Annotated in this window: 17 protein-coding genes and 2 pseudogenes; 10 read left to right on the top strand and 9 right to left on the bottom strand. The window is 57.7% G+C overall.

What is annotated here, in order from left to right; genetic code table 11:
• From H0485_RS18385 to H0485_RS21695, 4 genes and pseudogenes are all read right to left on the bottom strand, one after another.
• Positions 1–172, bottom strand: a 172-nt coding sequence (locus H0485_RS18385; protein WP_354002460.1) for an IS4/Tn5 family transposase DNA-binding protein, incomplete at its 3' end; no start/stop codon positions are given.
• 219 nt (positions 173–391) lie between these two features.
• Positions 392–1,588 (bottom strand): hypothetical protein, encoded by a 1,197-nt coding sequence (locus H0485_RS18390; RefSeq protein ID WP_226937386.1) that lies wholly within the window; start codon positions 1,586–1,588, stop codon positions 392–394.
• A gap of 133 nt (positions 1,589–1,721) precedes the next feature.
• Positions 1,722–2,714: a polysaccharide biosynthesis C-terminal domain-containing protein gene (locus tag H0485_RS21690; RefSeq protein ID WP_354002461.1), complete on the bottom strand. Its 993-nt coding sequence runs from the start codon at positions 2,712–2,714 to the stop codon at positions 1,722–1,724.
• A pseudogene (locus H0485_RS21695) lies at positions 2,691–3,718 on the bottom strand (IS3 family transposase); the annotation flags it as partial. The gene H0485_RS21690 and the pseudogene H0485_RS21695, both read right to left, overlap by 24 nt.
• 136 nt (positions 3,719–3,854) lie before the next feature.
• Here H0485_RS21695 and H0485_RS18400 point away from each other — a divergent pair.
• The 4 genes and pseudogenes from H0485_RS18400 (at position 3,855) to H0485_RS18415 (ending at position 9,185) form a co-directional block, all read left to right on the top strand.
• Positions 3,855–4,537: pseudogene (locus H0485_RS18400) on the top strand (IS6 family transposase).
• A gap of 474 nt (positions 4,538–5,011) precedes the next feature.
• Positions 5,012–6,988 carry an oxidoreductase gene (locus tag H0485_RS18405; RefSeq protein WP_226937387.1) on the top strand — a complete coding sequence of 659 codons (1,977 nt, stop codon included), beginning with the start codon at positions 5,012–5,014 and terminating at the stop codon, positions 6,986–6,988.
• Positions 6,989–7,048: 60 nt separating this feature from the next.
• Positions 7,049–8,131 carry an extracellular solute-binding protein gene (locus tag H0485_RS18410; protein ID WP_226937388.1) on the top strand — a complete coding sequence of 361 codons (1,083 nt, stop codon included), beginning with the start codon at positions 7,049–7,051 and terminating at the stop codon, positions 8,129–8,131.
• A gap of 136 nt (positions 8,132–8,267) precedes the next feature.
• The gene (locus tag H0485_RS18415) at positions 8,268–9,185 is read left to right on the top strand and encodes a LysR family transcriptional regulator (protein ID WP_226937389.1); all 918 of its coding nucleotides are present in this window, start codon (positions 8,268–8,270) and stop codon (positions 9,183–9,185) included.
• A 421-nt stretch (positions 9,186–9,606) separates the two neighbouring features.
• On the opposite strand, the gene H0485_RS18420 is transcribed toward H0485_RS18415, so the two are convergent.
• From H0485_RS18420 to H0485_RS18430, 3 genes are all read right to left on the bottom strand, one after another.
• Positions 9,607–9,849, bottom strand: coding sequence for a hypothetical protein (locus H0485_RS18420; protein WP_226937390.1), 243 nt, complete (start codon positions 9,847–9,849; stop codon positions 9,607–9,609).
• A gap of 17 nt (positions 9,850–9,866) precedes the next feature.
• Positions 9,867–11,138 carry a MobQ family relaxase gene (mobQ, locus tag H0485_RS18425; RefSeq protein WP_226937391.1) on the bottom strand — a complete coding sequence of 424 codons (1,272 nt, stop codon included), beginning with the start codon at positions 11,136–11,138 and terminating at the stop codon, positions 9,867–9,869.
• 497 nt (positions 11,139–11,635) lie between these two features.
• Complete coding sequence (locus H0485_RS18430; protein ID WP_226937392.1) at positions 11,636–12,826, bottom strand: MFS transporter; 1,191 nt, start codon at positions 12,824–12,826, stop codon at positions 11,636–11,638.
• Between the two features lie 265 nt (positions 12,827–13,091).
• Here H0485_RS18430 and H0485_RS18435 point away from each other — a divergent pair, with 265 nt between their 5' ends.
• The 4 genes from H0485_RS18435 to H0485_RS21915 all read left to right on the top strand — a co-directional run bounded on the left by H0485_RS18435 (position 13,092) and on the right by H0485_RS21915 (position 17,824).
• The gene (locus H0485_RS18435; RefSeq protein WP_226937393.1) at positions 13,092–14,189 is read left to right on the top strand and encodes a hypothetical protein; all 1,098 of its coding nucleotides are present in this window, start codon (positions 13,092–13,094) and stop codon (positions 14,187–14,189) included.
• On the top strand, positions 14,186–16,033 hold the full coding sequence (locus tag H0485_RS18440; protein ID WP_226937394.1) for a type IV secretory system conjugative DNA transfer family protein: 1,848 nt from the start codon (positions 14,186–14,188) through the stop codon (positions 16,031–16,033). The genes H0485_RS18435 and H0485_RS18440 overlap by 4 nt, the downstream gene beginning before the upstream one ends.
• 462 nt (positions 16,034–16,495) lie before the next feature.
• The gene (locus H0485_RS18445) at positions 16,496–17,338 is read left to right on the top strand and encodes a replication initiation protein (protein ID WP_226937395.1); all 843 of its coding nucleotides are present in this window, start codon (positions 16,496–16,498) and stop codon (positions 17,336–17,338) included.
• A gap of 42 nt (positions 17,339–17,380) precedes the next feature.
• Entirely contained in the window at positions 17,381–17,824 is a 444-nt protein-coding gene (locus H0485_RS21915; protein WP_226937396.1) for an HNH endonuclease, read from the top strand.
• 304 nt (positions 17,825–18,128) lie between these two features.
• On the opposite strand, the gene H0485_RS18455 is transcribed toward H0485_RS21915, so the two are convergent.
• Both H0485_RS18455 and H0485_RS18460 read right to left on the bottom strand, forming a co-directional pair.
• Positions 18,129–18,437, bottom strand: coding sequence for a hypothetical protein (locus H0485_RS18455; protein ID WP_226937397.1), 309 nt, complete (start codon positions 18,435–18,437; stop codon positions 18,129–18,131).
• Positions 18,434–19,105 carry an AAA family ATPase gene (locus H0485_RS18460; RefSeq protein ID WP_226937398.1) on the bottom strand — a complete coding sequence of 224 codons (672 nt, stop codon included), beginning with the start codon at positions 19,103–19,105 and terminating at the stop codon, positions 18,434–18,436. Before H0485_RS18460 ends, H0485_RS18455 begins: the two co-directional genes overlap by 4 nt.
• Positions 19,106–19,425: 320 nt before the next feature.
• Here H0485_RS18460 and H0485_RS18465 point away from each other — a divergent pair, with 320 nt between their 5' ends.
• Entirely contained in the window at positions 19,426–20,031 is a 606-nt protein-coding gene (locus H0485_RS18465; RefSeq protein ID WP_226937399.1) for a sugar transferase, read from the top strand.
• A 24-nt stretch (positions 20,032–20,055) separates the two neighbouring features.
• Positions 20,056–21,045, top strand: coding sequence for an NAD-dependent epimerase/dehydratase family protein (locus H0485_RS18470; RefSeq protein ID WP_226937400.1), 990 nt, complete (start codon positions 20,056–20,058; stop codon positions 21,043–21,045).
• Positions 21,046–21,068 lie beyond the last annotated feature (23 nt).

The following is a 21,068-nucleotide window of genomic DNA, read 5'->3' on the forward strand; positions in this document are numbered from 1 at the left end:
CCTGAAACGCCGTGGGCAGAGATTTGCCAGGGCGGTCCCCGAGAGCCTCAAGCATTGCTCCCAGGCGCCGGTTCAACCGGGCATCGCCCAGATCGCATCCTGACGTTTCCGTTTCCACCCAACTCTGCCCCATGCCTGCACCTCGATTATTCGGTGCCACATAACGAATCATGATCGCTTGTGCTCAGGCAAGGCCAAGTGGGTGGGTGAATCAATTCGCCGCACCACTTATGGGTAACTGCAAGGGACAGCGACCGTTTACAACTTTTCGATGCATTGAGCCTTCAAAAACCGGTCTGACGGCCCTTGTAGTCACACGAATGGCAATTCGGTGACAACAATATCAATCACTTAATCGATTAACTGTCGAACTTGGGGGGTCCGCCTTTTGTCAACATGACCTAGCGCGGCCTCTCTTGAGAAACAGGTAAATCGTTGAGAACAGTAGCAGTGATGCACCAGGACCCACACTCACGGCGTTGTAAAGGGGAGAGAAGAAAAGAACGGTAAACATCAATGCCGCAAAGAAGCATTGCTCACCACATCCTCTCTTAAACATCGCAACAGATCGAGCCGCCATGAACATTATAAAGGCCGTAACGACCAAAACACCAGATAAGCCGAAATCAATAAATATCGATCCTGGAAGCGTGTAATATGCGCCAAAGATGCGGAGATCTTCAGAAAGATTTGGCGCCAAGCTGGTTCCTAAGACGCGATCAATCGTCAGGCAGTAAATGTAGAAATTATATCCACCATTCAAATGGCCATTCGGCATACCGGTGGTCAGGATAGTCTGAAGGTAATGAAATCCGATTGTAAAGTAGGCATGAACATAGAACAAAATGATATAAATGTAATCTGGGATGAACAGCGGTATGGCATCCCTGTCGAACCCGAGGCCATTCTCATAAGCGTGGATCGCCGCTCGATCAATCAGATCGTCTGTACGCATCAGAGCTCTCTCAACGAAAATGTAGAGGGAAAGTCCGATACCGAAAATCAATACGGCTCCAAAAGCAGCCTTGATGATGATGTTGCGGGCCGTCGCGGCTCCGGTTGCCCGCCTGATGGAGAAATTCGGATTAATTTGTCCGGCGAAGTACATGAATACAATGCTGATCAGGAAGCTGTTCCTGCCGCCGCTGAGGAAGGACATTAACAGGCCAAGCACTACAAGGATGATGGGGATAATATTCCGTCGTACGCCATTCGTGGTCCTTTCCATAACCGACAGGAAAAGAAAGGCGGGCGCGGCGGAAGTAAATACCGTGAGTGCCGTAAAGATACCGCCTCCGCTATTCATAGAATGGATTTCCTCATACCGGGCACCCGTAATTCCGAGGCCAAGAACACCGCCCAAGAAAATATATCGGTACGCCATAGACATGGTATAGGCAGAGCATAAAAATAGAAAAATCCGATGATCAAAGGCCGTGAATACGGGTTCGCAATCGCGCTTTTCAGACCCTGCGCCAGTGTCTGTGCCGTGCATTATCGACGATATCAGGGTAAACGTGATTGGGGTCAGATATAGTAGGCAGACGAACCAGAAGTCGATCCCGAAGCTACCGTAGATCGAAAACATTCGTCCATTCGTCGCAATCAGCGAAATTGCAAATGGCAATATCGCGATTAAAGCCATGCGCCTTAGAATTTTTCTTTCAATTCGCATAACAATAACCAGTGTCCGTTCACTTCTGCGCGTTGGTGTGATTTTATCAGTTGCTCGCCCTAAACGTATCCGGCCGAACTTGGTCAAAGATTTCGTTGGCCCAAATGACTAATACTGCCGAGCTCTCGCCGGTGCTGGTCAACGTGTGCACCCAGCCTGGCTGTGTCCAGAAGGATTCTCCCGCATTGATTGTGCGCACCAGCGTCTCTCCACCGCGAATATCGCATTCGATCAGTTTAACTTGACCTAGGGCAAGATGGAAATTCTTGACCTTCGTATGGTGATAATGATTTCCCCGGCTCGCGCCCGGCTCGATGATCAACGCCGAGACTTGGCCGAATTGTGTGGCCTTGAACAATTCGCAGAAACTCCCGGTCTCAGAAGAGAAGCGCTTCAAACTGAAGACCCTCTGTGTTTGTTCTAGGTAACTTAGGAAGGTGGCATTCAATTGCTTGCTGAGTCCCGTGCCGACCGCCGGCAGCTCCGGTCGTTCATGATTCTGACGGAAGCTTTCGATCAGACTTGAAACCTCGCCGACGGTTGTCTGGCTGGTCGGAAAATTGGTCACGTACCGTACACCCGTGTCCTCTGGTTTTGCGAGTGCTGCAAGGTACATATCAATCAGATCATCGATATTGAGCAGCTCAACCGGCGAGGCGGGGTCGTTGATACTAAAGGGCTGGCCCTGCGCCGCCTCCTCCACGAAGGTGGCAACGAAGGAATTGTAGTGCGGTCGGCACCATTTGCCAAATAGATTGGGAAGGCGACAGATCGCCGTTGCCCACCCTGCCGCAGGCCCGCACCGCGCGACGAGTTCCTCACCGGCCTTCTTGGAACTGCCATAGCCATCGTCGCGCGTGACCTTGGTTGTCGAAGCATAATGGAAGCTAGCCCCTGTCCCGCGTGGCCGGAAGGTGGCCAAGATCCGTTCGGCGTAATCGACATTGTCCGCGGTGAAGCCCTCCTTGCCCGGTGGGCGGTTGGCCCCCGCCAGGTGCAGGATGTGATCGACGACAATGCTGGCTCGGGCTTCGGACACGCTGGCGTAGGCGCGCAGATAAACCTCTTCGTATTTTATGGAGCGCCACAGGCGTTCAACGAAGACGTTGTCACGCCATGCCCCCTTGCCATCCATGCTGATCTTGATGTCGTGCTCGGCCAGAACCTTAATGAAGTCTGCCGATGTAAATTGGCTTCCTTGGTCCGTATTGAATATCTCGGGCCTGCCATATCGCGCCAGCGCCTCTTCTAAAGCTTCTATGCAAAAGGCGGTCTCCAGTGTGATCGACACCCGCCATACCAGCACGCGCCGCGTGGCCCAGTCCAGCACGGCGGCGAGGTAAATGAAGCCGCGGGCCATGGGTATATAGGTGATATCCATCGCCCAAACCTGATTGGGCTGGGTGATGGGCAGTTTCCTGAGCAGATAGGGATATACCTTGTGCCCAGGTGTAGGTTTTGAGGTATTCGGCCGCCGGTAGAGCGCCGCGATCCCCATCCGCTTCATCAGCGTGGCAACGTGCAGCCGCCCGACCTGAACGCCCTCCTGAGCAAGCAGCCCGCGCAGCATTCGGCTGCCCGCAAACGGAAACTCCATGTGCAGCTTGTCGATGCGATGCATAAGCTGCAGATCGATATCCGACACCGGGCGGGGCTTATAATAAACGCTGCCACGGCTGATCCCCAGCACCTTGGCTTGGCGACTGACGCTAAGCTTCGTGTCCGGAGTGATCATCTTTTTGCGCTCGGCAATAGACCTGCCTTCCCGAGCGCGCCGGACAAAAAATCGTTTTCTAACGTCAGCTCCCCGATCTTGGCGTGCAGGGTTTTAACGTCGATCACCGATGCCGCCTCGACCTTCGGGGGCTCCCCGAATACGCCGGTCGCTCCGTCAAGCAATTGCTCCCACCATTGCTTGATCTGGTTCGGATGGACGTCAAAATCATGAGACAGTTCGATCAACGTCTTCTCGCCCTTGATCGCTGCGACGGCAACCTTCGCCTTGAAGGCCTGACTATGATTCCGGCGTGGTCGCTTGCTCATTGTCGTCTCCTCGCTCGCAGCATCATGCTGCTATTGCGCGGAAAAGCCACTTATCTGGCTCTGTCGCAAAATTTTCTGTGGAACGTTTCCTGTGATATGTCTGCGTCGTCAATTGGTTATTGAAGTGGCTGACAGCATGATCGATTTCAAAGGCGCGCATTATCCTAAGTCGGTGATCCTGTACGCGGTGTTTTTCTATGTGCGCTACGCGGTCTCCTATCGGGATCTTGAGGAAATCCTTGCCGAGCGAGGCGTTACGGTCGACCACGCCACGCTGAACCGCTGGGTGGTGAAATTCTCTCCGCTGATCGCCGCCCGGATGCAGGTGAAAAAGCGGCCAACGGCCAGGTCCTGGCGCGCCGATGAAACCTACATCAAGGTGAAAGGCCGCTGAACCTACCTCTACCGCGCCGTGGATCGTGACGGTCAAACCCTTGATTTTATGCTGTCTGAGCGCCGCAATCTGGCGCTGCCCGGCGGTTTTTCAAACGCGCAATCGCGGCGAACGGAACGCCTGAGCGCGTTGTGATCGACAAGAGCGGTGCCAATCTTGCCGGGATTCAGGCGGTCAATGTGATCCTGAAGTTTACCGGCAGCGGGCGCATTATCGAGATCCGACAGGTGAAATATCTGAACAATATCCTTGAACAGGATCACCGCTTCATTAAGCGGATCACCCGGCCGTTGATGGGCTTCAAAGCGTTTCACTCTGCCGCGGCGACGATCGCCGGGATTGAGACAGCACACATGATCCGCAAAGGGCAGATACCTGCAAATGGCGCTCACGCATTTCAGGTCTTTGCGGGGCTCGCGGGATAGTCATGTCCAATGGATGGGCGCCTCCAGCCCCCCAAAAAACTTTGCAACACAACCACTTATCTCGCCTGTTCAGGTTTCCCGGACCACTTCTGTTTCGGCCGCGCCACTCGAAAGGCACAGGCTCACCATTACGCTGACTGATCACCTCCGATAAGGGCGCCGCGCTTTGCTCCTGCTTCGCGGCGCTTATCTATTTATATATTCAGAACAAGCGCCGCTGAGCGAATACTTATATGAGGACTGATAAGTCCGCGTTATCGGATATGATTATGTCGGAGGTTACGCGGCGAATAGAGCGATATTTTAGCCCGGAAGCCTCCATTTCCGTAGTAGCCGGAACCTTTGCACCCTTCACCGGACAGTGTCTCTCATTACCTCAGATTATGTTACGGTCATTTTTTGTGTGATACTGACCGCGCCTGATTTCTCCTAACGTGCCTCCAGACAGCAAGTCCGGGACGTCGGGGAGAAATAATGCGTTCTCAGTCATTTGAGCGGCTCTTCAGCCCTCTCACCATTCGCGGACATGTTATTCGCAACCGGGTCCTGTCGAGCGGACATCAGACCTATCTCGCAGAACAAAACCTGCCCGGCCCCAGAATGATCGCCTACCATGAGGCGCGTGCACGCGGGGGGGCGGGGCTCATTATAACGGAATCTGCGAGGTTTCACTCCTCCAGCACCTCAGATTCCTTAGATCTCGTTATCCAGAATGACGATGCTATCCCGCATTTTTCATCGCTCGCCGAAGCGGTTCATCGCCATGGCGCCAGGATTATTGGCCAGCTCTCGCATTCCGGGAGAGTGACGCGTCGTATGGCGCAGGGGATGCGGGGCGTGGTCTTCGCGCCTTCTCCTGTGCCCGATCATCGCTTTCATACGCTGCCAAGAGAGATGCCAACCGATATGGTGGCAGAGGTTATCGCAGCGGCGGCGGCAGGCGCACGACGTTATGCGCAGGCTGGTTATGATGGGGTAGAGCTGATGGCCAGCCACGGGCTGCTCTTTGCTCAGTTCCTCAATCCGCACAGCAATCTGCGGTCTGACATTTACGGCGGTTCGTTCGAGAACCGGCTGCGCCCGCTGCGCGAGGCGCTGATCCTGGTGCGCCAGGAAATCGGACCAGAGCATATTGTCGGCCTGAGGATCTCGGCTGCTGAGGACGAACTCTCCGGGCTCGAGGAAGGCGATGTGATCAATATCTGCAAGAGCCTGGCCGCTGAGGGGCTGATCGATTATGTTAACACGACTTTCGGCAGCATGGCCGCGCTTGGTGCATCCGTTCATGTGGTGCCACCGATGGAGATCGAAGCAGCCTATCTGGCGTCGAAATCTCACGCGATAAAGGCTGCGATCCCGGTTCCAGTATTTCTGGCAGGGCGGATCAATCAGCCACAGGTGGCAGAGGCCGTTCTCGCGGAGGGGCAGGCCGATATGTGTGCCATGACCCGTGCAATGATCACTGACCCTGATATGGCGAATAAGGCGCGGGCCGGAGCAGCAGATGACATCCGGGCCTGTATCGGCTGCAATCAGGCCTGTATCGGTCACTTCCATGCGGGTAACCCGATCTCCTGTATCCAGAACCCTGTTTCAGGCCGCGAGACCCTATTTCCGGTGAAGCCGGTGAAAGCACCGGCTTCCAAACGTGTGCTGGTGATCGGCGGCGGGCCTGCTGGGATGAAGGCCGCACTGACAGCAGCTGAGCTCGGCCATGATGTCACCCTGGCAGAAGCCGGGCCGCAGCTGGGGGGGCAGGCATTGCTGGCGCAGCTCTTGCCTGAGCGCGCGGAGTTTGGTGGGTTGATCACCAATCTGCAGACGGAACTGGCGCGCCATGAGATACGCATTCAGCTGAACAGGCAGATAGATGCCGCTGCCCTGACCGATATCGCCCCGGAGGCAGTGATCCTTGCCACCGGGGCCAGCCCCTATCTGCCACCGGTAGAGGGCGCAGATGCCGCAGATATGATCGAGCTTCCTGATCTGCTGAAAGGCACGGCTAGCCCCGGCAACCGGGTCGTGATCGCCGACTGGCGCTGCGACTGGCAGGGCATTGGGGCTGCAGTGAAACTTCGCCGTGAGGGCCATCACGTTCGTCTCGCAGTAGACGGGATCTGTGCCGGCCAGAACCTTCAGCAATATGTCCGGGATTACTGGGCCGGAAAACTGCACGAGCTGGAGATCGAGGTGATCCCCTATGCGCGCCTCTATGGCGCGGATACCGACAGCGCCTATTTCCTGCACACGGCCAGCAACCAGCCAATCATTCTTGAAGCGGTCGACAGTCTGGTACTGGCGACCGGCCGCAGCCCCCGGCTTGAACTCGAACCCGTTCTTCAGGCCGCCAGCCTGCCCTTTATCACCATCGGTGACTGCGCCACCCCGCGCAGTGCCGAAGAGGCCATCTATGAAGGCCTGGCTGAAGTCGCTGAGTTCCTGGGCAGCTGACGGCCCGGAATGCCTGCAACCGTCTCACAACAATAATACCAACAGATCTGGGAGGATCAGATGAGAAAAACCGTTAAAGCTTCACTGCTGGGAACTGCGCTTGCTCTGTTCTTCGGTGGCCTGGCACAGGCTGAACCTGTTGCCGGAGAGACCCCTGAGAACAGCCTCGCAGGTATCAGCCTGACCTTCGCCTCCTGGGGCGGCATTCTTCAGGAAGGTCAGATGGCTTCGCTTGAACATTTTGTGCAACAGTCAGGTGTCGAACTCTTGTCCGACCCGGCCTATGAGATGAGCAAGCTTAAGGCACAGGTCGAGGCAGGCAATCTGAACTGGGATATTGTTCACACGAGTGAATATGATCCCTATGCGCAATGTGGCACCCTGGTCCAGCCGCTGGATCTGACGATCGTGGATACGTCAAAACTGCCCGGTGGACATTACACGGAATGCGGCGTGCCGGCTCTGCTCTACGGTATCGTGCTGATGTATAATACCGAGAAATATGGCGACAATCCTCCGGCCTCCTGGAAGGACTTTTTCGACGTCGAGGCCTTCCCCGGTACCCGTGCAATTCAGGGCTCTTCCAGCCCGAGTGGCTCTCTGCTCGAGGCATCGCTTCTGGCCCAGGGGGGTGATCCGGCCACCATGCTGACAGAAGATGCAGCTGCCGTGATCGATCAGGCGCTGAAACCGATCCGCGACAACAGTGAGTCCTTTATGTTCTGGACCACCGGCGCCGAACAGCAGAACATGATGGAAGCCGGTGAGGCCGATATGATCATGGCCTGGACCGGAAGGGCGATGAATGCCGTGAAAAACGGCGCGCCCTATCAGCCTTCCTGGAACCAGTGGCTGGTGGTCGAAGACTATCTGGCGGTGCCGAAGGGCGCGAAAAACCCTGCCGCCTCGAATGCGCTGATCAATGCATATCTCGGGGCTGAAGCGCAGGCAAAATTCGCCGAGATGACCTCTTACTCGCCGGTCAATATTGACTCAAAGCCGGTGCTGGAGCCGGAGGTTGCGGCCTTCCAGATCTCAACGCCTGAGCGCATCGAACAAAGCTACCGCCACAATGTAAAATACTGGGTCAGCCATTATGACGTCATGGTTGCAAAATGGTCTGAATTCGTCGCCGGCTACTGATCTGCGATAAACCTCTGCGCGGCCGCCACATAAAGCTGACGGCCGCGCCCGGTTCTGCTAACGCATTGCCGATAAATCGCTGAAGTGCATCCCAATGACCCTGCGAGCCAAACTGCCCTCGACGGGTGCGATCTTTATGTTCGAAGCTGCCGCAAGGCATATGAGCTTCACGGAGGCCGCCCGTGAGTTCAACGTCACGCAACCTGCCGTCAGCCGCATGATAGCCCGGCTGGAAGATCATCTCGGCTGTGAATTATTCCGACGCAAATCCGGCAGGACTGAGCTGACAGACAGCGGGGTGGTTCTGCTGCGAGGGGTCCGGTCCGGTTTTGACAGTATTGAATCTGCACTGGGCGAAATCGCAGCGCTGCATCAGCAGGACAACACGCTCACAATCTCCGTGACATCCGCTTTTGCAATCCACTGGCTGATGCCTCGCTTTGACAAACTGCGCCGGGATCTCCCGGAACTGACCGTCAGGCTCGACCTGATCCATGGTGAGCCGAACGGTCCTCTGGGGGCAGCCGATATCGGTATTCGCTACAATATGACCTCCAGCGAGGATTCAGAGATCGCGATGCTGGCAGACGAGGTCATTATCCCTGTCTGCAGCCCGGCCTATCTGCAGACCCACAGCAGAATAGATGGCCCGGGGGGCATGAAGGGTCATACGATCGCCAACCTGCAGGGAACTTTGCGCCTGCCATGGCAAAAGGCGCTGCCCTGGCTGTCCGGCGGTCAGTTTCATGACGCAGATGAGATGACATTTTCAGATTATGCCCTAGTATTGCAGGCGGCGATCAAAGGCCAGGCCATTGCGCTTGGCTGGTGGCATGTGGTCGCGCATGAAATCTTCACCGGCGGCCTTGTGCCGGCGGGCAACAAAATGCTGAAAACCGGCGCCTTCTACAACCTGCTCACCCGTCCGGGGCCGGGAAAACGCCCGGCAGTGCGTAAGCTCTGCGACTGGCTGATCGCCGAGTTCGCCGTGCTCGAAACAGAGCGCGACCGATTAGGACTGGAAACGGTCATAAGAGCAGGCGCTGATCGTTAATCTCTGACTTCAGCGTGTCTTCTTACGACCGGAATCGAGCGCAGTTCAGCACAAAGGAGACCTGCCTTGAGAAGAAATGGTCGCACATATTCGGACCAAGCGTGGAAGGCTGGTTCCTGATCATCTGAACCTTCTCTTGCCGTTCCGATCTCAGTCCGCGTCCTGATATCCGGTGGCCATCTCCAGCTGATGCGCCAGCGCCAGAAGCAGCAGATCTGCCCCGGGCCGGGCCGTCAGCTGGATCATATCAGGGAAGCCCGCCTCTGCTAACGGCAAGGGGCAGACCGCCGAGGGGGCGCATCTTACGAATGACGTTCAATAGTCCCATGTGGATCACTCCGATGCCTCCCTCGCTCACTGCGCGGGGGAGGGTCACATGGGTCAAATCTCAATGGAAATTATCGCCCTAAATGGGTCAGTTCTAAGCGGCAATCAACAGCATGACCTTTTTCGAACTGTCGCCCTCTTCCGGATGGCAGCCGCAGCGCTCAAGGACGTTGCCGAAGTAACGCTCTCCACCCCATCCTTCCTCGCCGCTGATTGCCTGCAAGGCCGAGCGTATCAGCTGCCGGCCAGGAAGCGACCCCTCTGCCCTATAAAACTCGGCCTCATCGATCGGCCCCTGCCGCTGCAGTTCTGCGATCATTTCTTCGACAGTCTTCATCTTTACTCCTCCTCCACTCAGCGCTCTCTGTCTCCACCACGATCCCGGTCGCGACCTGACCCACGTTCCGTCACGCCCTCAGCCCCACGCCCAAGCAACGCCGCGCGGCGGTCTCGTTCCTCCGGCGCTGCCACGCCGTGCGTTGGAGCCTCTCGCGCCTGATCGGAAGCCCGCTGCGCCAGCGCGCTCTCGCGGTCCCGTCCGAGCACGGCATCCCGACGCCCCCGCTCCGGATCCTCCGGTGTGATACGCTCCCGCCCGACATCTGGTGCCTGTGCGTCCGTTCGCCCGATCTCACGCCCCAGCACAGCCGCACGTCGTGCGTCATGTGAACCCCGCTCAGCCTCTCCCATCACCCTCTCCCTGATCCGTGTCATTGCCGCATCAACACGACCCCAAAGCTGGTCCAGCCGCTCCCTTGCCCCGGTTATGAAGGCCTTCGCCCGCTCCCTCAGCTCAAGACGCAGCTCGAACTGGCGCCAGCCAAACTCAAAGCGCAAAGCATTGCGCGCCTGTGCCGCGCGGAAAGCCTCGCCACGCTCGGTGACGATGCCGCGTTTTTCCAGCGCATAGGCTGCTGGGCCAATCTTGGGCTCGGGCTCACGGTTAAGCTCGATCACCTTCTTCTCGCAGGCGATTGCCTCATCCTCCTGGCCTGCGGTCTGAGCGCGCTCCAGCGCCTGCTCTACCTCGGTACGCTGCGCCTCAAGCGAGCGATGATCAATCCGCTCCGCATAGCCTTCCCGCTCCAGTGCCCGGTTCGCATCACGCGCCCAGGCCTCGCGCCAGCCGAGCAGCAGATCCGGCGCATTCCAGCCGCGATCTTTCTTGCCAAACCCATCCCCGGTCAGCTCTCGCATTGTCAGCATCACATGCGCATGCGGCTGACCGCCACCGTCGCGAGCCCTGCCCTCATGGATCGCCAGATCCGCAATCATGCCGCGATCAACAAACTCACGCTGAACAAAGCCACGCAGCAATTCGAGCCGGGTCTCTCGGTCGAGCTCACGAGGCAACGCAACTTCGATTTCCCGGGCCAGCTGTGCATCGCGCCGCTTCTCGACCGCCTCAACCGCATTCCAGAGCCGGTCTCGATTAAGCATCCACTCCGGTGCATTCTGCGGTGCCATGATCTCAGCGTGGAGCACCCCACCCTTACGGCTGTAATCATGCTCCAGATCCTGCCGCTCATCGCGCAGCCGCCCGCCGGACCGATAGGCCGCAGCAGCCACTGAGGACCGTCCTCCGGCCCGGCTGATCACTTTGGCACTGAGATGATAGATCGCCACGGATCGATACCTTCTCTTACTTCACAACAGGGTCCAGCGCCTGTCTGCGCTGGTGGGGAGCGCGAGGGGGAACCCCTCGTGAGGCGGCAAGGCCGCCGTGGGGGGCAGCCGTCCGGCGCGGGGGTTTCCCCCATGAGGACGCGACATTGCTTCAGCAATGTATAAGCGCGCATTTAGAACTTTTCAACGCTTCACTCCGCACACGGCTCTCCCCTTCCGTACCACCTCCGGCCACAAGCCCCAATGACGCCCGACCGGCCTCAGCCCCGCAGCTCTCCCTGAGAGACCGGGCCGGAGATCGACGACAGATCCACCCGCTGAGACTGCCCGGCGGCGTCCCAAAGAAAAGACAAGCGAAGACCTCCCTGAATGACCAGGGCCAGCCTGGTCTTCGTCCGTTTGAGCGGCGATTCGGCTCACCAGGAGCTGGATCGCCGCGAACCGCCTGAGGCCCCCTCCAGTAAACGAGCCCCGGAACTGAACATGCGAGTTCAGGATCAGTTCGTGTGCCCCTGCCCTCGGGTCGCGATCACCACCATAGCCATGAGTGACAAAACCGCGCCGGCAATAAAGGGCGCGTGGGAGCCAAAGCTGTGCCAGAGAAAGCCGGCTGCTGTATTGCCGCCGAGCACGACAAGGCCGGTGACCAGATTAAAGCTGCCGAACGCGCTGCCTCTGAGATACTCAGGCGTGGCTCCGGCAATCATGGCACCGAGCAGGCCCTGGGAGAAGCCCATATGCAATCCCCAGAACACGGTGCCCAGCACGTAGAGCCAGACAGAGCTTGCAAAGGCGAGCGTGAGATGGGCGGCGATCAGGAAGCTCAGCCCCCACAGGAGGAGACCACGGGTGCCAATCTGATCTGACATCCGCCCCACGGGATAGGCACTCAGCCCATAGGCGGCATGCATGATCACCAGAGACAGCGGCACCCAGGCCGGGCTGATCCCTGCCTCCAGCCCTTTGAGCAAAACAAATGCCTCACTGAACCGGGCCAGCATGATGAGCGCAGCGAGCCCGATCACCGACCACACTGAACGGTTCAGTGTGAAGACCTCTGACAGCCGGAAGCTGGTCTTTTTCTTCACCGGGGTGCCGGCTGGCTCCCTGACAAAGAAGATCAGCACCGCCATGCACAGAGCCGCAGGGATGGCCGCCAGCCAGAAGACAAGCTGGATGTTCCCGGCCAGTGCGAGCATCGCAGCAACCGCGACCAAAGGGCCAATAAACCCGCCCAGAGTGTCGAGCGACTTACGAAGGCCAAAGCTTGCGCCACGGATAGCGGGAGGGCTCACCGCCGCAATGATCGCATCACGCGGCGTGCCGCGGATGCCCTTGCCCACCCGGTCCATGGCCTTCGCCAGAACGATCTGATCGAGACTGATCGCCCAGGGGAAGATCAGTCTCGACAGGGCTCCGAGGCCATATCCCAGCACAGCAAGTGGCTTTGCCCGACGGCTCAGATCGGCCAGGACGCCGGAGAAGAACTTTGTAGCCGTGGCAATCGCCACCGAGAGCCCTTCGATGAAGCCGATCACGAGAGCAGAAGCCCCCAACCCTCCGGCCAGATAGAGCGGCAAGAGCGCATTGATCATCTCAGAGGAGACATCCATCAGCAGACTGACAATGCCCAGCATCCAGACGGTCGCGGGAATGGCCGGTCGGGAATGGGATGAGACTGGCGTCATGACGGCCCCGATGCTGCTTTACCTCTCCAGAGCACAGGACCACGGGAAAGCTCAACGCCGTTTCTGCGGCGCAGAGGGATTTTGCCCGCATAGCGCTCACTGCGGCAAGGCCCGGAGCTTTGCCGTGGGCTCAGAAAGCGCTCGTATATACCCATCATTGTTAATGGTATATACACATAAAATATAGGGTATATACCATAATTCCTTTGACATCATCCCCCGCTCTTCTGAAGCCTGTTCCGGCAACAGCGATGAGGAGCGCTCCATGGCCGAGAAAAAACTATCCCAGCTGCTGGTGAAGCTGCCCGGTGAACTGCGGGACGCCTTCCAGGACTATGCGAAGCTGCATGGTCAGTCGGCCTCGGCGCTCATTCGTCACTTCATCGAGGATGAGCTGCGCAACGGTCACATCATGAACACCCTGCGTACGCCGCTCGTGGAGGGCCGCTGGAACCGGCCTGCAGCGCCGGTCACGGATGACAGTGGCAAGCTTTACCACGTGCAGGTGATCCCGTTTCGCAGTCAGACCACGCTGCAGATCTCCGACCCCGAGAGTGAACGCGGCTTCGTGAGTTTCCCAGAACTGCCGGGTAAGTCCCGGCTGCTCGATAAAGTCCTAGCCGTCATGCAGTCCAGCTATGACTGGGATACACCTGCCTATGTCCAGATCTGCCGCGAGTTAAACCTCGATCCCAATTACGGCAGGCCTGAGTACAAGTCAGAGGATCTGGAGATCAAGAATGCGCTTGAGGCCCATATCAAATGGGAAGCCGGCGGTGATGAGATGAAGCTCAACGAGCTGATATTTGATTTGCTCGATCTGCTGCGCACCGACATCTTCCCGGAATTTTTCACCTATAAGCGCACCAAGGCCAGCCTGAACACATGGACCTTCAGACTGCCCCCTGCCCTCTTTGCGGAAGCCTTCTCCCGGATTGATCTGACCCGCATGGGATCGACCGAACCGGTCTGGACCACGATCACCTTCCTGCCGAGCTGGGAAGGCCGCGGCTACACGGCCAGCATTGCCATCTGTGGTAAGGGTGAATGCGAGCCCGATGGCTGGCACAAAAGCGGCTATCAGCACGTCCGGGGCGTTGCCCTGCTGCCGAGCCGCATGGACTGGGCCATGGAGACGGTGGTGCGCCGCCTGAAGATGCAGGGCGTAAGCTTCCTCTCCCTGGAGGAGGCCCGCGCCTATATGGACGCAGAGGGGGCCTGGTGGGCCTTCAGCCAGGGCTCCTGGCAGGCTCCGCAGGGTCTGGAGCCCCGACAGCCCTCAACGGTGGAAGGCATGCGCTGGCGGTTCAGGCGTCCTGAGACGCCCCTGTATGACGCCCATCAAAGGGGGGCAGGCTCATGAGCTTTGTCATCCTCGAAGCGCGCCACTGGGTGATGATGATCGCAGCTGTGCTCCTCGGTGCCGCAGGTCTGCTTCTGGCCCCCTCCTTCGTCCCTCTTCTCCACACAACCAGCTGGGCTTTCCCTCTGATTGCCCTCGCCGCCATCCTCGACACCCTCGGAGGCGCCGCAGAGCGTCACAGGGGCGCCCTGAAGCTTGCTGCATGGCTCGCCCTGTGTCTGGCGGCCACTGTGGTCCTGGCACCCCTCAGGGGCGCTCTGAGCGAGTTTGGGGCAATGGTAACGGCATGGGGGGCGGCTGGCTCTCCCCTGCCCCGCGCGCTCTGGGAGGGGCTGAAGAGCCTTGGCCACTATAGCGAGCCAGAGCGCCAGGCTATGGCGGTCTCCTCTGCAATTGGTCTCGGCCTCCTGGCGATTGTTGTCCTCGCGCCTCTGACTGCGGTCTTCAATCCAAAGATCGGTCGCAACCGTAAATCGCGCACCGGCCCCTGGCGTGCCGGCTGGATGGATCCCCGCGACATTGCACAGCTGGCCCGCAATAAGACGGGGCTGCCGCTGGCGCTATTCAAGGGCAAGCTGCTGCGCTACGCCAAGAACGATGCCAGGGGCTGGCGCGGTGGCCATCACCTCGTGGTCTCCGGCACCAGAGGCGGCAAAGGCGTTAGCGCAGTGATCCCGGCTATCCTCGATCATCAGGGTCCGGTCGTCGTGCTCGACATCAAGGGCGAGAACTTCGCTGTCACCCGGCGTCACCGTGAGGAGCTCGGCCGCAGAGTGGCGGTGCTGAACCCTTTCCATCTCATTGAAGACCATACCGTTCAGTTCAATCCGCTCGACTACGTCCGGGCGGACTATCTGGCCCGTGACATCGCTCTGGTTGCTGACGGACTGGTCAAGCCCGAGCAGGGCGATGGCGCTCACTTCTCAGAGATGGCCCGTCAGCTGGTCGAGGCAGCGATCGAAGTGATCATCACGCAGGAAGATCCTGACCGACGTAACCTGATCGCAGTGGCCGATCTTCTTCTCTCGGCAAACCTCGATGCAACGCTTGAGGCCTGGGCGGATAGCAAAGATATCATAGGCCATCGCCCGGTACAGACGGCGGCAACCATTCTGCGCGCTGGCGACAGAGAGCGCGGCTCCATCCAGACAGCAGTCTCCAAAGCCTTTGAATGGATGCAGTCCGACAATATGCGCGCCTTCCTGCAAGGCTCGGGCTTCCAGCTGGATGAGCTGCTCGATGACAAGCTGGATCTGTTCATCGTGGTGCCGCTCGATCAGGTGGACAAGCAGGCGATCTTCATGCGGCTCTTCATCAACCTGGTGCTTGGCACAGTGGTCCGTCAGGACGGTCGACGCCAGGTAAAGGTCCCTGTCCTGCTGGTAATGGATGAGTTCGTGCGGATGGGCCGCATGGAGCAGATCATGAACATTGCCAATGTCGCGGCCGGCGCCGGGATCGAGGCTTTGTTTGTGACCCAGGACACCGGCCAGGTTGAGAAGGCCTATGGCCCAAACGATGCTCGTTCGATCTTTGGCTCCTGCATCACCAAACGCATCTTCAACCTCAATGATATCGATACGGCAGAATGGGCCGCGCGCCATCTCGGTGAGAGCACTGTTTATTCTCAGCAGGTTCGCGAAGGCAAAGCTCCGGGTGACGGACGGGACTTCTCATACTCAGAGCAGCGCCAGAAGCTTATGACGGCAGAGCAGATCATGGGGATGAAGGCGGATGAGCTCCTGCTCCTGGTGGGTAACCGCAATCCGTTGAAGGCAACGCAGAATATGTACTTCAGAAGTAGCGCATATCGGAGCAAATTTGACATGAATCCCCTGAACTAAAGTAAATGGTCGCTGTCCCCCACATTGTCTGGTTTTGGCATAGCTGCGAGTGTCAACGGCGGAGCAAAAATCGGCCATGTTCGTTGTTTTGCAGGAGGCTCCACCTTACTCAGGAGTTGGAGCCTCCTGCAAACTCGGGGCGGTTCAGTGTGAGGTTTGAAATTTCTTTGATTTAAAGAGGGTGGGTAAACCCTGAGTGGTGTTTTTATCTTATCTTCTTTTTCTTTCTTCTTCTTCGTGCCGATTAAGTATTTGATATATAATATTTATTATTAGCTTAAAGTAGTTAATGGGCGGTATGTGAGTAGTTATCGGGCGGTTTCAAAGTAGATCCTGGGCGGTTTCAAAGTAGAAATCGGGCGGCTTAGGTACCCGAAAACAGGATGTGCCTGGATAAATCTGGAGTTGTTCTTGTGCTGTGAGTAGCTAGGGTGTGATCCGCGATCTACCGGAAGTGCTGTCATGAGCGAAAACCGCCCCAAAACTACTCGAACGCTGGATGTGAAGCCGAACCCTGGCGAAATGGTTAAGCCATCTGAGTTGATTGATGTGAAGGGTGCGACAGGGCTGACGCTACAGGATCGCCGGATTTATAACATTCTGCTGGATAACGCCTTTGGTCCCGACCTAGCCGTCGAAGGACGACGGTTTGAAATTGATCTCGCAGACTTACGCGACAGTCACGACAGCAATGACCGGCTCATCGCCTCTATCGAAGCGTTGATGAAGACCATCGTTACAGTGGCGCGTCCGGATGGCTCTCAGGATCGGGTACAGCTCCTTGGCTGGAACAACCTGTCTGACCCATACCGACGGCACGGCACGCTGAAATATTCGATTCAGCCGGAGCTGGCGGCTCTGCTGCGAGACAGCTCAGTGTTTGCGAAACTGCAGCTACAGGTCATGCGACACTTCACCAGTAAGTATGCGCTGGCCCTTTATGAGGCCATCTCGCGGCGGGTGAGAATGCAGAAGATGGTGGAAACCGTTTCGCTGGAAGATTTCCGTGACATGCTGGGGGTCGAGCCTGGCAAGCTTGAAGGCTATGGAAATCTGAATAAATTCGCAATTACCCCTGCACTGCTTGAGGTCAACGCTCTCGCAGAATTCAGTGTTTCGGTAACCCCGCAAAAACTTGGCAAACGCGTTGCGTCGGTAGTGATCGGCTGGGGAATGAAAGACATTGAGGGACGCAAGGCCGCTTGGGCCGAGTTGCATCGCCCACGTGTTGGCAGGAAGGCACGGATCACAGGTACCGCAGAAATTGTGCCATTGCCAGATAGCTATCTGGTAATGGATGAGTAACAGATAGCTACCAGCTACCCCCATTTTCAGTGAGGGGAAGATATGCAGGAACTCCGTATAAATCACTCACTGCGGGCTGCCGTATTTGCTGCCTGGGGCAGAAAATGCGCATATTGCAGGGATATGCCGGCGGAGCACCTTGATCATATTTTTCCGAAAGCCTCGGGCGGGCAGGATATTATATCGAACTTCGCGCCCGCTTGTGCGCTATGTAACATGCGCAAGAATGGCCATGTGCTGGCTGAGGGTTTTCTCCGGATTATGGCAGCACAGGCCAGGTCAAAGGAAAAATGGATCGAGGCGCGCATAAGGCGTCATGCAAGGGCCAGCTTACCACGATCCCCAGTGCAGGAGCGGCGGACCAGTCTCGTTCCACGGGCGGGGGAGTTCGTGGCCCAGCTAAACTTAAGCTCTGCTACTATGGAGGTACTCTCGGGACTGGACTGGCATCATGCAGGCCGCTGTTTGAGGGCAAATATCCCCTGATCTCTGGACTTGACCTGTACGAGGGCGGGCAGGTCATCACAGCCTGCTGGAGGGATATTACAGATCCGGAAGCTCCCAGCCTGTCCGGGCGTGAGACGCTGTGCGTAGATGTTACTTTCGCGCGCGCTGCGCTGGTGGCTACCATTCCCGAAATGGCGCTCAGCCTTGTCCGGCTGGCTGTTGAAACAAGATCCTCAGCATTTCTGGCGCGCCGCTGGCCAGCGAGGGGCGGAGATTTCGATCTCCAGGCCAGCGGAGTTGAGCGGCTCAAGGGCCTGCGGCATCAATAGACAAAGGATATCTATTAGCTACCAGATAGCTTCCTGATAGTCACCTCAAACGCTTCGGCAATACTCAGGCCCTGGGCATCCGCCCAGGCCGTAAACGCTTCAATAGTCTCTGGTTTGGCCTTGATGTTGATCTGCGCACTGCGGCCAGTGCGGTGCCGGCGCTGTTGCTTGACCGGGGCAGGGGCCGCAGGCTCGCGGCTGATAAACCCGGCTGCGGCGGCAGCCTCGACAGGCGGCGCGGCAGGCTTAGGGCGCGGGGCAGGGGTGAAGCTGCTCAGGTCGCCGAGGTCATTGCCGAAACCAATTTTTGCACGTCCGGTCATTGTGAGGCCTCCCGCAGTTTGGCGACCAGTTCGCCGGTGAATTCGCGGGCGTTCTCCTTGGCCTTCTCGATGCCTGACGTGCTCGCTGGATTGAGCGTCGATAGAGTGCCACCGAAGTCGAACAGGTCGCGATAGGCAGCGCGTTCGACAATCGCGGTTTCAAAGACCGGGATGCCCGCTTCGGCCAGCTCACCAGATACATTCTTCAGGCTCCGTGATTTCACCGCGGCGCTGGTCCGGGTCAGAACCACGGCGTGCGGTATGGCACGGCGGGCGAGGCGGGCCTGGCTTGCGATCAGGCGCAGGATCTTCGCCCCCCCCTTTGCATCCATGCTCGAGCCCTGAAGGGGGATCACGACAAAATCAGAGAAGCCGATGGCATTGGCGACCATGAGCGAAGCGGTGCCCTCTAGGTCGACAATAACAAATGCGCTTATGGCGCTCTCAGCCTCGATCGCATCAGCGACGGTATCTTCTGTCACATCTGAAACAATACGGATGGCCTCTGGCTTGCCTGGCATGGTGGCCCATTGGCTGATCCAGCGCTCAGGATCCGCGTCGATGATCGTGACACTGGCGCCATTCTCGGCAAGCTGAGTCGCAGCAATAAGAGCGGAGGTGGTTTTCCCCGCCCCGCCTTTCGGATTTGCGAAAGAGACAACGGGCATTGTTGTCGCTCCTGACTGCCTGACTATCGTCAGAATTATCCGATATCTGCCGGATATCAATATGGTATCTGATAGCTATCGGATAAAGATTGATCTTCCCGGTTGTGCATGGGCGTTTAAAACGTCCGCTGGACGTCACCGCGTAGGAATTGCTGTCTTGTTCACGGGAAGATTGCAGTAGCAGCTTGTTTGATGAAACGCTGTTTGGCTGGGTCAGCTGCCGCCAACCCCGGTATGGTTCAAATCCTTGTATCAACTAGCGTTCAAAGGTATCACCCCACGCGATATGATCGCGCAATGGCCTAGCCTAAGGACCCACAGTGACAGTAACAAAGCGCCTTTTCGATATACTGGTCGCACTAGTCCTGGGGATTATCCTGATCTTTCCCGTGGCTTTTACCGCGCTTTTGATCCTGATCCGGGACGGTCGTCCGGTCTTCTATATCTCTGAGCGGATGAAGACCCCGACTGAGGGTTTTCGGCTGGTAAAATTCCGCACCATGAAGACCGTGGCCAGTGACAGTGGCGTTTCCGGCGGCGACAAGGCGGACCGGATTACAAAAAACGGACATTTTCTCCGTCGTACCCGCCTGGATGAAGTGCCGCAGCTATGGAACGTGTTGAAGGGGGATATCAGCTTCGTCGGCCCGCGTCCGCCTCTGCGCCAATATGTTGAACGGTTCCCAGAGCTTTACCGCGAGGTGCTGAAGTCTCGCCCCGGGATCACCGGTCTCGCTTCGGTCTATTTCCATGCCCATGAGGAATGGCTGCTGGCCCGCGCCCGCACTACCGCCGAGACCGATGTAATTTATTCGCGCGTCTGTGTCCCCCGCAAGGCACGCATCGACCTGATCTATCAGAACCGTCGCAACCTCTGCGTGGATGCGATGATTATGCTCAAGACTGTGTTTAAGCGCCTGCGCTGACCGGCAGATTACAGGAGTTCGATCATGACCTGGCTTATTACTGGCGGCAGTGGTTTCATTGGCTCCAACTTGGCGCAAGCGCTGGAGCGTGACGGTGAGATCTTTCGCATTATCGATCGCCGTCCAAGCCCGTTCTTTCCGGATCAGGCGGTGGAGATGGATATCCTCGATCAGGAACGCCTTACCCAGAGCATGACAGGCGATACCATCATCCATCTGGCAGCCGAGCACCGCGACGATATCCGCCCGCTCTCGCGCTATGATGAGGTCAATGTCGAGGGAACGCGCAACATCTGCCGCGCTGCCAGTCTGCGTGGTATCGACCGCATCGTCTTCACCAGCTCGGTCGCGGTCTATGGTTTTGCGGCGCCAGATACCGGCGAAGAGGGCAAGATCGCACCTTTCAACGCCTATGGCCGCACCAAGTTCGAGGCCGAAGAAGTATTGCGTGCCTGGCAGGCGGAGGCCCCCGAACGTCGTAGCCTCGTGATCATACGTCCGACGGTTGTTTTCGGCCCAGGAAATCGAGGCAATGTTTTCAACTTGCTGAGCCAGATTGCGCGCGGGCGCTTCGTCATGGTGGGAGCGGGGGAGAACCGCAAATCTATGGCATATGTGGAAAATGTCGTTGCCTTCATTCGCCACATGGCAAAATCAGGCCCCGGCGTTCATCTTTGCAATTATGTCGACAAGCCGGACCCCAGCATGAACGAACTGGTCGCGCACGTCCGTTCGACCGTGCTTGATAAGCCCGGGGTCGGGCTACGGCTTCCTACCTGGCTGGGGATGGGTCTTGGCCATCTTGCCGATGGTGTCACGCGTATCACAAGAAAACGCCTGCCTCTCAGTGCAATCAGGGTGAAGAAGTTTATCTCCAGCACAGCCTTCGCTTCTGCAGCGCACCAGGTTGTGGGGTTCACAGCGCCGGTTACGCTGGAGGAAGGGATCGCGCGCACCTTGGATGCAGAGTTCCTGAACCCCGATCCGACACGTCCTGTCTTCGTCACGGAGTAACCAATAGCGCGAGCGGCCTATAG

Origin of the sequence: Pseudogemmobacter faecipullorum (genome assembly GCF_020539525.1) — a bacterium.
In the GTDB taxonomy this organism is placed as follows: domain Bacteria; phylum Pseudomonadota; class Alphaproteobacteria; order Rhodobacterales; family Rhodobacteraceae; genus Pseudogemmobacter; species Pseudogemmobacter faecipullorum.

Coding starts and splice junctions, on each gene's coding strand:
- H0485_RS18415 (WP_226937389.1), top strand. CDS start 8,268: ATGTTCGAAGCTGCCGCAAGGCATATGAGCTTCACGGAGGCCGCCCGT.
- H0485_RS18470 (WP_226937400.1), top strand. CDS start 20,056: ATGACCTGGCTTATTACTGGCGGCAGTGGTTTCATTGGCTCCAACTTG.
- H0485_RS18445 (WP_226937395.1), top strand. CDS start 16,496: ATGAGCGAAAACCGCCCCAAAACTACTCGAACGCTGGATGTGAAGCCG.
- H0485_RS18410 (WP_226937388.1), top strand. CDS start 7,049: ATGAGAAAAACCGTTAAAGCTTCACTGCTGGGAACTGCGCTTGCTCTG.
- H0485_RS18435 (WP_226937393.1), top strand. CDS start 13,092: ATGGCCGAGAAAAAACTATCCCAGCTGCTGGTGAAGCTGCCCGGTGAA.
- H0485_RS18405 (WP_226937387.1), top strand. CDS start 5,012: ATGCGTTCTCAGTCATTTGAGCGGCTCTTCAGCCCTCTCACCATTCGC.
- H0485_RS18455 (WP_226937397.1), bottom strand. CDS start 18,437: ATGACCGGACGTGCAAAAATTGGTTTCGGCAATGACCTCGGCGACCTG.
- H0485_RS18440 (WP_226937394.1), top strand. CDS start 14,186: ATGAGCTTTGTCATCCTCGAAGCGCGCCACTGGGTGATGATGATCGCA.
- H0485_RS18390 (WP_226937386.1), bottom strand. CDS start 1,588: ATGTTTTCGATCTACGGTAGCTTCGGGATCGACTTCTGGTTCGTCTGC.
- H0485_RS18430 (WP_226937392.1), bottom strand. CDS start 12,826: ATGACGCCAGTCTCATCCCATTCCCGACCGGCCATTCCCGCGACCGTC.
- H0485_RS18420 (WP_226937390.1), bottom strand. CDS start 9,849: ATGAAGACTGTCGAAGAAATGATCGCAGAACTGCAGCGGCAGGGGCCG.
- H0485_RS18460 (WP_226937398.1), bottom strand. CDS start 19,105: ATGCCCGTTGTCTCTTTCGCAAATCCGAAAGGCGGGGCGGGGAAAACC.
- H0485_RS21915 (WP_226937396.1), top strand. CDS start 17,381: ATGCAGGAACTCCGTATAAATCACTCACTGCGGGCTGCCGTATTTGCT.